The 13,386-nt window shown below is 67.7% G+C and carries 11 protein-coding genes; 5 read left to right on the top strand and 6 right to left on the bottom strand.

From position 1 onward, the window contains the following. The first annotated feature begins 40 nt into the window (after positions 1-40). Entirely contained in the window at positions 41-928 is an 888-nt protein-coding gene (locus CI15_RS14885) for a LysR family transcriptional regulator (protein ID WP_062129043.1), read from the top strand. Between the two features lie 111 nt (positions 929-1,039). Here the strand turns inward: CI15_RS14885 and CI15_RS14880 are convergent, their stop codons facing one another. The 3 genes from CI15_RS14880 to CI15_RS14870 form a co-directional block, all read right to left on the bottom strand. Continuing rightward, a complete protein-coding gene (locus CI15_RS14880; RefSeq protein ID WP_062129353.1) occupies positions 1,040-1,411 on the bottom strand; it encodes a copper resistance CopC family protein in 372 nt (123 codons plus the stop codon). A gap of 11 nt (positions 1,412-1,422) precedes the next feature. Beyond that, positions 1,423-2,355, bottom strand: coding sequence for a hypothetical protein (locus CI15_RS14875; RefSeq protein WP_153041112.1), 933 nt, complete (start codon positions 2,353-2,355; stop codon positions 1,423-1,425). Positions 2,356-2,463: 108 nt separating this feature from the next. After that, positions 2,464-2,949 (bottom strand): DUF2946 domain-containing protein, encoded by a 486-nt coding sequence (locus CI15_RS14870; protein ID WP_062129041.1) that lies wholly within the window; start codon positions 2,947-2,949, stop codon positions 2,464-2,466. Positions 2,950-3,157: 208 nt separating this feature from the next. Here CI15_RS14870 and CI15_RS14865 point away from each other — a divergent pair, with 208 nt between their 5' ends. Next, positions 3,158-4,507: a TAXI family TRAP transporter solute-binding subunit gene (locus CI15_RS14865; RefSeq protein ID WP_062129039.1), complete on the top strand. Its 1,350-nt coding sequence runs from the start codon at positions 3,158-3,160 to the stop codon at positions 4,505-4,507. A 27-nt stretch (positions 4,508-4,534) separates the two neighbouring features. Here CI15_RS14865 and CI15_RS14860 read toward each other — a convergent pair whose 3' ends face one another. The 3 genes from CI15_RS14860 to CI15_RS14850 all read right to left on the bottom strand — a co-directional run bounded on the left by CI15_RS14860 (position 4,535) and on the right by CI15_RS14850 (position 7,549). After that, positions 4,535-5,434, bottom strand: a complete 900-nt coding sequence (locus tag CI15_RS14860; protein WP_062129037.1) for a ProQ/FinO family protein — start codon at positions 5,432-5,434, stop codon at positions 4,535-4,537. A gap of 91 nt (positions 5,435-5,525) precedes the next feature. Beyond that, positions 5,526-6,890 (bottom strand): ATP-binding protein, encoded by a 1,365-nt coding sequence (locus CI15_RS14855; RefSeq protein WP_062129035.1) that lies wholly within the window; start codon positions 6,888-6,890, stop codon positions 5,526-5,528. Beyond that, the gene (locus CI15_RS14850; protein WP_062129033.1) at positions 6,887-7,549 is read right to left on the bottom strand and encodes a response regulator; all 663 of its coding nucleotides are present in this window, start codon (positions 7,547-7,549) and stop codon (positions 6,887-6,889) included. The genes CI15_RS14855 and CI15_RS14850 overlap by 4 nt, the downstream gene beginning before the upstream one ends. A gap of 219 nt (positions 7,550-7,768) precedes the next feature. Between CI15_RS14850 and CI15_RS14845 the strand changes: the two genes are divergently transcribed. Genes CI15_RS14845 through CI15_RS14835 form a run of 3 tightly spaced genes read left to right on the top strand, consistent with a single transcriptional unit; the run spans position 7,769 to position 13,351 of the window. Further along, a complete protein-coding gene (locus tag CI15_RS14845) occupies positions 7,769-9,181 on the top strand; it encodes a TolC family protein (protein WP_062129031.1) in 1,413 nt (470 codons plus the stop codon). Continuing rightward, positions 9,171-10,295, top strand: a complete 1,125-nt coding sequence (locus CI15_RS14840; RefSeq protein WP_062129029.1) for an efflux RND transporter periplasmic adaptor subunit — start codon at positions 9,171-9,173, stop codon at positions 10,293-10,295. The genes CI15_RS14845 and CI15_RS14840 overlap by 11 nt, the downstream gene beginning before the upstream one ends. Then, a complete protein-coding gene (locus CI15_RS14835) occupies positions 10,292-13,351 on the top strand; it encodes an efflux RND transporter permease subunit (RefSeq protein ID WP_062129027.1) in 3,060 nt (1,019 codons plus the stop codon). The genes CI15_RS14840 and CI15_RS14835 overlap by 4 nt, the downstream gene beginning before the upstream one ends. Positions 13,352-13,386 lie beyond the last annotated feature (35 nt).

The raw sequence follows: 13,386 nt of genomic DNA, 5'->3' as shown, positions 1-13,386 counted from the left end.
GCAACACCGATTGCCGACGCATCACACCTCAGGGGCCTGCATGGAATTTCGCCAACTTCGCTACTTCATCGCGGTCGCCGAGGAGATGAACATCACGCGGGCGGCCAACCGTCTGCACATGACGCAGCCGCCGCTGTCGCGGCAGATCCAGCAGATCGAGGAAAGCGTCGGCCTGCCGCTGTTCGAGCGCGGCTCGCGGCCGTTGCGGCTCACCGAAGCCGGCCGCATTTTCTACACGCAGGCGAAACGTCTGATCGATGAAGCCGACGAGCTCGCGCCGCTCACGCGGCGGCTCGCGCAACTCGCGGAGCGCATCGTGATCGGCTTCGTGCCGTCGACGCTGTATGGCGCGCTGCCCGCCGTGATTCGCGCGTTTCGCGAGGCCGCTCCGCATATCGAGCTCTCGCTGATCGAGATGTTCACGATCGAGCAACTGGCCGCGCTGAAGGGCGGCCGCATCGACGTCGGCTTCGGCAGACTGCGCTTCGACGATGCGCAGCTTGCGCGCGAAGTGCTGGTCGAGGAACGGATGATCGCGGCTTTGCCGCAGGACCATCCGCTCGCGCGGCAAAAGAAGCCGCTCACGCTCGCGGCGCTCGCCGAGGAAACGCTGATCGTCTATCCGAGCACGCCGCGGCCGAGCTATGCGGACCAGCAGATCTCGGCGATGCACGATCAGGCGCTGGAGCCGAAGGCGATCCACGAAGTGCGGGAGTTGCAGACCGCACTGGGTCTGGTCGCCGCGCAGGTCGGCGTCTGTCTCGTGCCGGAGAGCGTCGAAGGCTTGCGCGCGCATGGCGTCGCGTACCGGCCGATTCCGTCGGCCAACGCGGCCTCGCCGATCATCATGAGCCGGCGCTTGCAGGACGAATCGCCCGCGACCACGCTGATGTGCTCGCTCGCACGGCAGTTGTTCAAGCGGGTCTGAGCGGCGTTGGCGTGGCGCTGGCGTGGCGCTGGCGTGGTGTTCCGGCGAGCCTGGCGACACGCCGCGTCACCGATCCGCGCACGAACCGGCGACGCCGCATCTGCCTCTCCCCTACTTCACATCGAAGCCATAATCCCCATGCGTTCGATGCCCGTCCGACGCCACCGCCACCCAATGCACCACGTAATGCCCGGCCGCGAGCGTCGGCAGCGGCACCGTCATCACCGCGGGCTCACGCGCATCGACCGAGGACTTCTGCGTGCTGACCTGCTTGCCGCTCGCATCGCTGACGGTGAGCGAGCTGAACGCCGGTTCGAGCGGCCCGTCGAACGTCACCTTGACCTGCGTGGGCGCGCTCACCGAAGTGCCCGCGCCCGGCTCCTGCTTCTGCGGAAACACATGCGCGAGGGCCGCGCTCGCGAGCGTGAGGCCGGCGAGGAACGCCGCCGCGCGCATCGCGTGAGTTCTGAAGATCGTGTTCATCGTCATGGTCCTTACTGGAACAGCGGCTTGCCGAGCGTGGTGGGCGCGATGTCATCGAAGAACAGATGCGCCTGCACCAGGATGCCGACGTGCGAGCCGCTCGCGCGGTTGATCGGAATCTGCGCCTCGACGCCGAACTGTCCGTAGCGATTCATCCAGATGAAGCCCGGATTGACCGTGCCGGTCGTCTGCCCCTGACTGCGCGACAGCGGAATCTCGACGAGCGGAATCAGGCTCGCGATCGGCTGCGGCAGACCCGCGTCGTGCACGTGCTGCTGCAGATACGGCAGGCTGTACTGCACGGTGAAGCCGTAGTTGAACGCGTTCGGCTGACCCGCGCCGGTGCTGAGCGCGGGGCCCGCTTCCGCCGTGATCGCGATCGGCCGCAGATACGCGAGCGAATCGGGCAGGTCGCCCATGCCCTTGCCGACGAAGACGGTCGGCGAGATCGTCGAGAAGTTGTCGGCGATCGCGCGGCTGCCGGTGCCGCCGAGCTCCGCGTTGACGCCGATCGACGTCATCAGCTCGTGCGGTTCGTTCACGTACAGCAGGTACTTGAGGCCGACGCCGAAGTTGTCGAAGCCGGCCGCGCGCGGGTTGTTCTGCATCACGTACCCGCCGTCGATCGATACCGCGAGGCGCGGCGTGATCAGCTTGTCGTACTCGAAGCTGAAGGTGTTGATGCTCTGGTCGCCGTTGTCGCCGGGCACGCGCTGATGGCCGTACTCGAAGTTGGCTTCGTCGCCGACGCCGGGGTCATCGACGGCGAGCGTCGACGGAAATACGCGGTCGCCCGCGATCGCGTGGGCCTGCGCGATGGACGGCGCGGCGCATAGGCCTGCCAGGCCGCATGCGGCATAGGCGCTGTAGGCGACATAAGTGGCGGCCGCGACGAGCGGCGCCGCGCGCGGGGGACGGCCGCCGCGCGTTGCTGGTGTGTGCATGAGTGCATCCTGTCTGATCGGTCGTGACGAGGCCGGCGCGCGCCGTCGAATGGACACGCGCAGGCATGCGCGATGCGGCTCGGCGCATCGCGTCGCAGGTGATGCGGATCAGGAAGCGAAAGGCGGGGCGCGCGGCTGCGCGAAGGTGAGCGGTTCGACGCGGCGCACGCTGTCGAAACGCGTCGCGGCGACGTGCTGGCGCGCGCGGACCGCGGCGACGAACAGCATGCCGACGCTCGGCATCACCGGCAGATGCGCGAGCAGGCTGCAATAGCCGCAGGCATCGCCGGACATCTGGGCGTGCTTTTCGGCGGCATTGCCGGCGGGGTTGGCGGCGGCGTCGGACGGGGCTGGCGCGTCGGCGGCGGCCTGGGTGGGATCGGGCCCGTCGTCCTGCACCTGCATGTCCTGCATCGGCATGCCCGGCATTGACGCCATGTCGCCCATCGACGCCATCTCGCAATGCTCGCCCATCATCGCATCGGCGTGACGATGGGCGGCGAGCGTCTGCGAGATGCTCGGCGCGAGCGTCGTCATCAGGATCGCGAGCAATCCAAGCCAACTGCCGATCTTCCGATGCCAACGATTGAACATGTGCCCTACGCCACGCAGCGCGATTATTGTCCACAACTGCCAGACTGCGATTTGCGGCAAATTATGCCACGCACTTCGTTTTTTTCGGCTGCGGGCGGCGTGCTTCAATGTCCCGCGGCGCGCCCGGTCAATAGAGCAAACTGCCAACGGCAAAGCCGCCCCGCGCGGGCGACAATGCCTGATCCCGGCTTTTCGGCACGGAGTCTTCATGAAAGCGCAGCGTCCGCGTCCTCCGCACTTTCCCGGCGAACCCACGCGCGCCGAATGGCGCGATCACCTGCTGCCCTACTTCATCACGGCGCTGCTGGTGGCGTTCGCGATCGTGCTGATCGTCTGGATCGCCAATCCGGCGCCACCGCGCACGATCACGATCAGCGCCGGGCCGCCCGACAGCACATTTGCCATCACCGCGAATCAGTACCGCAAGATCCTCGCGCGCAACGGCATCCGCCTGAACGTGCTCGAATCCGATGGCTCCGTGCAGAACCTGCAGCGGCTGCTGGATCCGAAGCAGCACGTCGATATCGCGCTCGTGCAAGGCGGCGTGGGCGAAGGGATGGACACCTCGTCGCTGGTGTCGCTCGGCAGCGTGTCCTATGTGCCGGTCATCGTGTTCTATCGCGGCTCGGGGCTCACGGAATTGGGCCAGCTCGAAGGCAAGCGGATCGCGATCGGTCGCGAAGGCAGCGGCACGCGGCTGCTCGCGCTGCAATTACTCCAGGCCAACGGCATCGAGCCCGGCGGCGCCACCACGCTGATGCCGAGCGACGGCCTGCAGGCCGCCACGCAACTGGTGTCCGGCGAGGTCGACGCGGCGATCCTGAGCGGCGACTCGGCGACGCGCGGCCTGATGCTGCGGCTGTTGCGCGTGCCCGGTATTTCGGTGATGAATTTCGACGAGGCGAGCGCCTATACACGGGTCTTTCCGTTTCTCGACCAGATCGACCTGCCGCCTGGCGTGCTCGATCTGAAGCGCCGCATTCCGCCCGAGACCGTCCACCTGATCAGCCCGATGGTCGAGATCGTCGCGCGCAGTTCGCTGCATCCCGCGATCTCGGATCTGCTGATCGAGGCGGCGCAGGAAGTGCACGGCGCCGCGGGCCTGTTGCAGCGTGCCGGCCAGTTTCCGAGCCCGGTCGAGCACGAGTACCCGATCAGCGAGGACGCGCAGCGCTATTACCGGACCGGCAAAGGCTTTCTGTATCGGACGCTGCCGTTCTGGCTCGCGAGCATCGGCGATCGCACGCTGGTCTTGCTGTTGCCGGTCGCCGTGCTGTTGGTGCCCGCCATGCGGATCATTCCGGCGCTGTACCGGTGGCGGGTGCGCTCGCGCATCTATCGGTATTACGGTTTGCTGATCGCGATCGAACGGCACGCGCTCGCCGGCGCGACCGACGAAGAACGCACCCGGCTGCTAGGGCAGCTCGACGAGATCGAGGCGGCGCTGAACCACCTGCGCATGCCGCTCGCCTACGCGGATGCGTTTTATGTGCTGCGCGAGCATGTGGGATTCGTGCGCAGCCGGCTGACGGCTGCGCGGCCCGTCATGGCCTCGTGATCGAGGCCATGACGGGTGAGGCCTGGGTCAGGCCTGGGAGGGGGTGGAGGCGGGAGTGGTGGCCTGCGCGGGGGCCTGCGCGGGAGCATCCGCGTTTTCAGCATTATTCGCCGCTGCGGATTCCGGTGCGGATTCCGGCGCCACGGCCGCGGCAGCGGTGTCCGCTTGCGGGGCCGCCGGTTCGAGCCCCGCGGATGCTGCTTCCGCTTGCGGCTTGTCAGCGGCCGCGCCCTCGCCTGCATCGGCCGGCGCATTCGCGCCCGCCGTCGCTTCGGCGGCCTTCTGCGCGCCCTTCGCCGCGCGATGCGCGAGCAGGCGCTGCGCGCCCGCGGCTTCCTGCGCGGTGACCTTGCCGGCTTCGACGCCCGCCAGATCGACGCGCGCCGCGCCTTCGACGAGGCTCTTCCAGTAGCGCCCGCCGCGGCACCAGGTCTTGATCGCGTCGCGCAACTCGGCTTCGGTGAGCGACAGCTCCTTCGCATGCACGACGAGGTCTTCGAAAATGCCGATCTTCAGCGGCAGCTTCGGCGCCGGATTCTTCGGGAAAGCGACCGGGAAATGCTTTTGCAGACGGCCGATCGAGCGCACCACCGGGTCGACCGGCTTCGCGTCCACCGCCGGCTTCGCGCTCGCCGCACCAGCGGGCGCCGCGTGACGCGGGGGCTGCGGGCGGCCCGGCCGCTTGCCCGGCTTGCCGTCCGGGCGAGCACCGGCCTTCGCGGCCGGGTTCGCAGCGGGCCGGCCACCGGGCCTCGTGCCCGGGTTGGCGCCGCGTTCGGGGTGCGAGCCTGGATGTGAAGCGGGCTTGCCAGCGGACTTCGAAGCAGGCCGTGCGGCCGATTTGCGATCGGGCTTGCCGGCGGACTCGGCGGCGGCGCGCGCCGCGGCCAGTTGCTTCTTCAGTTCAGCGAGTTGTTCGAAACCCATAGTGCACAACCAATCGGTCGATCTTGAAAAGTGAGATTGTAGCAGCGTGCGCCCACGTGCTTGTGACAACCCGAGCGGGGAGTGACGAATGTCAATGCGCGGCCGCGACGGGCGTGTCAGCATCGTGTGCGCGCAGCCCCGTGACCGATACCCGCAAACCGGGCCCGCCGACGTTATTGCGCAGCGACAGGCCAAGCTGATGCCGCTCGGCGATGCGCGCGACGATCGCGAGTCCGAGCCCGCTGCCCTCGCCCCTCGAGTCCTCGCCGCGGTAGAAGCGGTCGAACACGCGTTCGAGTTCCGCCTCCGGAATCCCCGAGCCGCTATCGACGACCTCGAAGCCGACCCGCTCGCCCGTGCGTCGCAGCACCACATCGACGCGGCCACCCGGCGGCGTATGACGAATCGCATTGTTGATCAGGTTTCCTAATAGCACGCTGATGCTGTGCGGCTCGGCGAGCACCGTATAGGTGTCGTTCGGCGTACGCGCGTGTTCGCACTCGAGGCCGAGATCGATCTCGTGCAGCTCCGCGAGCAGGGAACAATCGCTGACCGCCTGCTCGCCGATACGGCGCAGGCTGACCGGCACCGTCGAGGTAACCGGCTGCGCGTCTTCGCGCGCGAGCGTCAGCAGTTGCTGCACGAGGTGGATGATCCGGTTCACGCGATGCTCGACGCGCTCGAGCGTCTGCCCGTCGCCCTTGAGCGAGCCATCGCGCGAGGCCGCCTGCAGTTGCAGCTTCAGCGCCGCGAGCGGCGAGCGCAGCTCGTGCGCGGCATCGGCGATAAACGTGCGCTGCGCCTGCGACGCCGTATGCAGCCGTTGCAGCAGATCGTTCAGCGCTTCGACGAGTGGCCGGATCTCGACGGGCACGTTGCCGTCGAGCCGCAGCGGTTCGAGCGAATCGATCGAACGCGTCGCGAGCGCGCGCGACAAGCCGCCGATCGGCGCGAGCCCGCGCGCGACCACCAGCAGCACGAGCCCGATCGTCACCGGCAGCAGTACGCCGAGCGGCCACAGCGTGTGCAGCGCGAGCTGCAACGCGAGGTCTTCGCGCACCGAAACCGGCTGGGCGACCTGCACGTAGCGGTCTTTCTGCGCGATGCCGAAGGTGCGCCAGTGATTGTCGCCGCGCGGCACCGTGTTGAAGCCCGGCAGCAGACGCTCGAACACCGGCGCCTGCGCCGAGTGATAGACGAGCACCCCGCTGCTGTTCCAGATCTCGATCACGATGCGGTCGTCGGCGAGCGCACCGAGGTCGGGGTCATGCCGCTCGCCGCTGCTTGTGCCGCTCAGCGTCGACGGCAATGACAGCGCGACCGCACGCAACTCGTAGTCGAACAGCTCACTCGCCTCGCGTCGCGCGGTATGAAAGATCGCGAATCCCGCAACCCCCGACGCCGCCAGCATGCCGAAGATCAGCCAGCCGAGCAGCCAGCGGCGAATCGACGTCATCCGCACCTCTTCAGCCGATAGCCGACGCCGCGCACGGTCACGACCTGGTCCGCGCCGATCTTGCGGCGCAGACTGTGCACATGCACTTCGATCGTGTTGCTGCCCACTTCCTCGCCCCAGCCGTACAGCTTTTCTTCGAGCTCGGCCTTCGTGAACACGCGCGTCGGCTCCTCGATCAGCGCCTGCAGCAACGCGAATTCGCGCGGCACCAGCGGCAGCGGCTCGCCGTCCTTGGTGACTTCGTGCGCGGCGGGGTCGAGCGTCAGTTCGCCGTGGCTGTAGACCGGCTGCTTCTGGCCGGTGCGCCGGCGCAGCAGCGCGCGAATCCGCGCCGCCAGCTCGTCGAGATCGAACGGCTTGATCAGGTAGTCGTCGGCGCCGGCGTCGAGACCGCGGATGCGTTCGTCGACCGCGTCGCGCGCGGTCAGGATGATCACCGGCGCCGCGCCGCCGTTGCGGCGATACGCGTTCAGTACGTCGATGCCGTCCTTTTTCGGCAGGCCGAGGTCGAGCAGCACGAGGTCGTACACGCCGTTATCGAGCGACAGTTCCGCCGCGCGGCCGTCCTCGGCCCAGTCGATCGCGTAGCCGGCGCGGCGCATCGCGCCCAACACCGATTCCGCGATCATGTCGTCGTCTTCGACCAGTAGCAGGCGCATGGCCTCTGCCCTCCTTCTTGCGGTTTGGCCGCCGCATTATCGGCCTCGGCGGCTTAACGAATCCTTACGGGTGACGGATCACGTGCCGATTTCGCTTAGCAGGTGCCGCGAGGTTGCACGTTAAGCCTGTCTTAAGCGGGCACTTCGCAAAATCGGCTCCCGTTGCGAGACCTCGTTCGCGAGGCACGCGTCCCTTCATCCGATTCGCAGGAGCCGGATTTGCCTGTTTTCAATGCCGCTGCGGCGCTGCGTCGGCGCGCCCTCGTGCCGTTGTGCGCGCTCCTCTTCGGCGGCTGCGCGGCTTACCACCGCGAGCCGCTCGCCCCGCAGGACACCTCGACGTCCGCGCGTTCGCTCGAACGCATCCGCATCGATCCCGCCAGCATGCCGCTGCCCGAGTTGGTCGCGCATCGCTTCGATCCCGCCGACGGGCTCGACATCGATGAAGTCGCCATGCTCGCGGTCGCCAACAATCCCGATCTCAGGCTGGCCCGCGACGATCTCGGCATCGCCCGCGCGCAGGCTTATTCGGCGGGTCTGTTGCCCGATCCGCAGCTGAGCGTGTCGAGCGATTATCCGGGCGCGGCCGGCACCACCCGCGCGTTCAATTATGGCCTGAGCATCGACGTGATGGCGATCGTGCTGCGCAGCGCGAACCAGAAGTCCGCCGATGCGACGGTCGCGAAGACCGATCTCGGGCTGCTGTGGCAGGAATGGCAGGTCGTCGCGCAAGCGCGGCAACTGTTCGTGAAGACCGGCTTCCAACAGCGCACGCTGCCGCTGCTGCAGCAACAACGCGAGCTCGCGCGCACGCGCTACGAGCGCATGGCCGCGGCGCGCGCCAACGGCAATCTGACCGACGACACGCTCGCCGCCGCGCTCCTCGCCTATAGCGACGCGCGCAAGCAATACGCCGACGCCGAGCGCGCGGCCGCGCAAACGCATCACGATCTGAATGCCTTGCTAGGCCTCGCACCCGAGGTGCAATTGCGATTGCAGGCGGGCAGCGACGATGACCTCGTGCCGCTCTCCGACACCACGCTCGACGCGGCGCTCGCCGATCTCGCCCGCCGCCGCCCCGACCTGATCGCGCTACAGGCCGGTTACGAAGCGCAGGAGCAGAAATATCGCGCGGCGATTCTGAGCCAGTTCCCGAGCCTTTCGGTCGGTTTCGTGCGCGCGCGCGACACCTCGAACATCTACACGAGCGGCTTTCAGATCAACCTGAGCCTGCCGATCTTCAACCGCAACCAGGGCAATGTCGCAATCGAAAAAGCGACCCGTCAGCGGCTGCGCGACGAATACCAGACGCGCCTGAACGCGGCGTATGCGGAAGTTGCGCGACTACGCGAGGACAGCGCGATTCTCGCGCGCCAGTTGCAGCAGACCGAAGCGGCGCTGCCGGAGGTCGAACGGGGCGCGCGCGAAGCCGCGGCGGCCTACGCCGACCACAACCTCGTGCTTGGCGCATACACCGACGCGCAAAGCGCTGCACTCGCGAAACGCATCGACGTCGCGACGCTGCGCGAAGCGCTCGACGAACAACGTGTCGGCTTGCAGGCGCTGCTCGGCAGCGCGATCCCCGACGCTTTCCCTTCCGCCCAGACTTTCATCGACTCTCATGCGAAATAGCCTGTTTTCATCGCGACCCGCGTGGCCGCGTGTTGTGGCCGTCGCCGCGCCGCTGGTTGGCGCGGTCCTGTTGTATGCATCGGTCCAGCCGGTCCACGCGGACGATCATGCCGCCTCCGAAGCGCAACCCTCGGTCGCGGTGCAGACCGTGCGCGTGCAGCGCGCCGCGATCGCGCAGCCGGTGCGCGGCTTCGGGATCGTCGCGGCCACCGCGTCGAACCTGACGACGATCAATCTGCCCTATGTCGCGCGTATCGTGCAGCTGCGCGTGCAGGCGGGCCAGACGGTCAAACGCGGCACGCCGCTGCTGGTCGTGCAGGCCGATCCCGCTGCCGTGCTTGCCGCCGCGCAAGCGAGAAGCGCGCTGACGCTCGCGCAAGGCGAACTCGCGCGGACCCGCTCGCTGTACGACCAGGGACTCGCGACGCAATCGCAGCTGGCCAGCGCGAGCAAGGCCGTCGACGATGCGCGCGACGCGCTCGCCGCGCAGAATCAGACCGGCATCGCGAGCGGCAACAAGGTCGTGACCGCGCCCTTCGATGGCGTGGTGCTGCAGATATCGGCGGCGCAAGGCGACCAGTTGCAGGCCGGCGCGGCGATCCTGCAACTCGCGAGCGGCGCGAGCACCGACGCGCGCTCCAACGTGACGCTCGGCGTCGAGCCCACCGACGCCGCGGCGATTCATCCCGGCGATGCGCTGACCCTGCACGGCCTGTCCGCGGCACTCGCGAAGACGGCGGTCGAAGGCCGCGTGGTGCTGGTCGGCGCCGCCATCGATCAGCAATCCCAACTCGTCAACATCGGCGCGACGGTCCCGCTCGCGCAAACGCCGTTCATCCCCGGCACGCGCGTCGCCGCCGACATCGCGACGCGCACCGGCACGCACTGGATCGTGCCGCGCGCGGCCGTGCTGCGGGATGGCCAGAGCGCGTACGTGTTCCAGATCACGCCGCAAAACAGGGCGCGCCGCGTCGCCGTCACGATCGCGGTCGAGAACGGCGAGCGCTACGGCGTCGACGGTCCGCTCGATCCCGCGCTCGGCGTCGTGACGAGCGGCAACTACGAGCTGAAAGACGGCATGGCGGTACGCGCCGCAGGAGATCGCGCGCGATGAATTTCGGTCAATGGATGCAGACGCATCGTCGCTCGCTGCTGTTCGTGATCGCCTTGCTCGCGATCGCCGGCGCGCTGAGCGCGTTCCGTCTGCCGATCTCGCTGTTTCCGAACGTCGCGTTTCCGCGCGCGGTCGTCTCGCTCGACGCGGGCGACCGCCCCGCCGAACAGATGACGACGCTCGTCACGATGCCGGTCGAAGAAGCACTGCGCCGCGTGCCGAACGTACGCGAAGTCGAATCGACGACGAGCCGCGGCGCCGCGGAGATCTCGCTGAACTTCGACTGGGGCACCGACATGGCCCAGGCGACGTTGCAGGCGCAATCGGCGATCAGCGAAATTCTCGCGACGCTGCCTGCCGGCACGACGATGCAGGTGCGGCGCATGGACCCGACCGTGTTTCCGGTGCTCGCGTATAGCCTCACGTCGACGCGGCAGTCGCTCTCCGCGCTGCGCGATCTCGCGCAGTTCCAGATGCGGCCGCTACTGTCGTCGGTGGAAGGCGTGGCGCGCGTCGAGGTGACCGGCGGCGCGCAGGACGAGTTCGAAGTCGCGGTCGACCCGGTTCGCCTCGCCGCCTACAAGCTATCGCTTTCGGACATCTCGAAGGCAATCGGCGCGAGCAACGTGCTGATGGCGAACGGCCGCATCGAGGATCACGACAAGCTGTACCTCGTCGTCACCAACTCGACGATCACCGAGCTCGACGAACTGCGCAACGTGGTCGTGTCCGCCAACGGCAACGCGAACGGCGCGCAGATCCGCCTCGGCGACGTCGCGACGGTGAGCCAGGGCGTCGTGCCGCAGTGGATGCGTGTCACCGCCGATGGTCAGGATGCCGTCCTGCTGAACGTGTACCAGCAGCCCGGCGCGAACAGCGTCGCGATGGCGCGCGCGATCCGCGCGAGGCTCGCCGCGTTCGAGCCGCAGATGCCCGCGGGCGTGCATCTGTCGAACTGGTACGACCAGAGCGAACTGGTGATCGCGTCGGCCACCAGCGTGCGCGACGCGATCATGATCGGCGTGGTGCTCGCGGCCTTGACGTTGTTCGTGTTCCTGCGCAACCGGAAGATCACCGCGATCGCCGTCGCGCTGGTGCCAGTCGTGATGGCCGCGACGATCCTGCTGCTCGACGTGTTCGGCATGGGCTTCAACATCATGACGCTGGGCGGCATGGCCGCCGCGGTCGGCCTCGTCATCGACGACGCGATCGTCATGATCGAGCACATCGTGCGACGCATGCGCGAGGCCGGCGCACGCGCGTTCCACGGCCGCGTGATGGCGGCGGCTCTCGAATTCACGCGGCCGCTCGCAGGGTCCTCGGCGGCGACGCTGATCATCTTCGTGCCGCTCGCGTTTCTGTCGGGCGTGACGGGGGCCTTTTTCAAGGCGCTGTCGCTGACGATGGCGAGTGCGCTGTTCATCTCGTTCCTCGTGACGTGGCTCGCGGTGCCGATCCTGTGCGACCACTGGTTGAAACCCAAGGACGCCGACGAGCACGAGGAAACGCGCTTCGCGGCCTGGCTGAACCGGCGCTATGCGGGCACGGTCGGCCGGGTGATCGCGCGGCCGCCGCTCGTGCTGCTGGGGGTCGTGCCGTTGATCGTGGTCGGGGCGTTCGCGTTCACGCGCGTCGGCAGCGGCTTCATGCCGAGCATGGACGAAGGTGGCTTCGTGCTCGACTATCACACGCAGCCCGGCACCTCGATCACCGAAACGGACCGGCTCATGAAGCAGATCGAGCAGATCGTGCGCGCGAATCCGAATGTTGCCACCTACTCGCGCCGCACCGGCGCGGGACTCGGCGGCGATCTGAACGAACCCAACAAGGGCGACTTCTTCGTGCGGCTGAAGTCCGGCAAGCGCGAGCCGATCGACACCGTGATGGAAGAGATCCGCTCGCAGATCGACGCGCAGGTGCCGGGCGTCAGCATCGAACTCGCGCAGCTGATGGAAGACCTGATCGGCGATCTGACCGCGGTGCCGCAGCCCGTCCAGATCAAGATCTTCTCCGACGATCCGGCCACGCTCGACACGACCGCGCGCAAGGTCGCGGCGCGCATCGGCCAGATCCAGGGCATCGTCGACGTGAACGACGGCATCAACCCGGCCGGCGACGCCATCGAGCTGCACATCCTGCCCGCCGCTGCCGCGGCCGAAGGCATGGACCCGCAAGCGATCGCGCAGGCCGTCACCGACCTGCTCGAAGGCAATGTCGCGACGCAGTTCCAGAGCGGCCCGAAAACGGTTGGTGTCCGCGTGCGCGTGAACGGCGCGCGCCAGCTCACCGATACGCAACTTGGGCAGTTACAGATACGCGCGCCGGACGGACATCTGTTCGCGCTGAAGCGTGTCGCCGATCGCGTGAGCGTGACCGGTCAGCCCGAGATCAGCCGTTCGAACCTGAAGCGGATGGTTGCGGTCACCGCGCGCATCGACGGGCGCGATCTCGGCTCGACGATCGCCGACGTGCAGAAGGCCCTGGGCGACGCGAACCTGCTGCCCTCGGGCGTCTATTACGAGCTCGGCGGTCTGTACCAGCAACAGCAGATCGCCTTCAAGGGTCTGCTGACCGTATTCGGCGCCGCGATCGCGCTCGTGTTCGGCCTGCTGCTGTTTCTCTACGAACGCCTGCGCGTCGCGCTCGCGGTGCTGGCGATGCCGCTGCTTGCGGCCGGCGCGGTGTTCATCGGGCTGTGGATCACCGGCATCGAGCTGAACATCTCCGCGATGATGGGCATGACGATGATCGTCGGTATCGTGACCGAGGTGGCGATCTTCTATGTGTCGGAATTGCAGGCGCTGGTGCGCGACGACGAGATGCCGTTCGACGACGCGTTACAGGCTGCCGGCCGCAACCGCCTGCGGCCGATCGCGATGACGACGATCGCCGCGATCCTCGCGCTGTTGCCGCTCGCGTTCGCGCTGGGGCAAGGCTCGGCGATGCAGCAACCGCTCGCGATCGCGATCATCTCGGGCCTGATCGTGCAGTTGCCGCTCGTGCTGTTGCTGTTGCCGGCGTTGCTGAAGCTGTTGATGAAAAAGCAGCCCGTGTGAGCGTGCCCTTCGCATCGCAACTTTCGCGAATCACC

Source organism: Paraburkholderia monticola (assembly GCF_001580545.1).
In the GTDB taxonomy this organism is placed as follows: domain Bacteria; phylum Pseudomonadota; class Gammaproteobacteria; order Burkholderiales; family Burkholderiaceae; genus Paraburkholderia; species Paraburkholderia monticola.
This window is presented reverse-complemented; position numbering and strand designations above follow the sequence as displayed.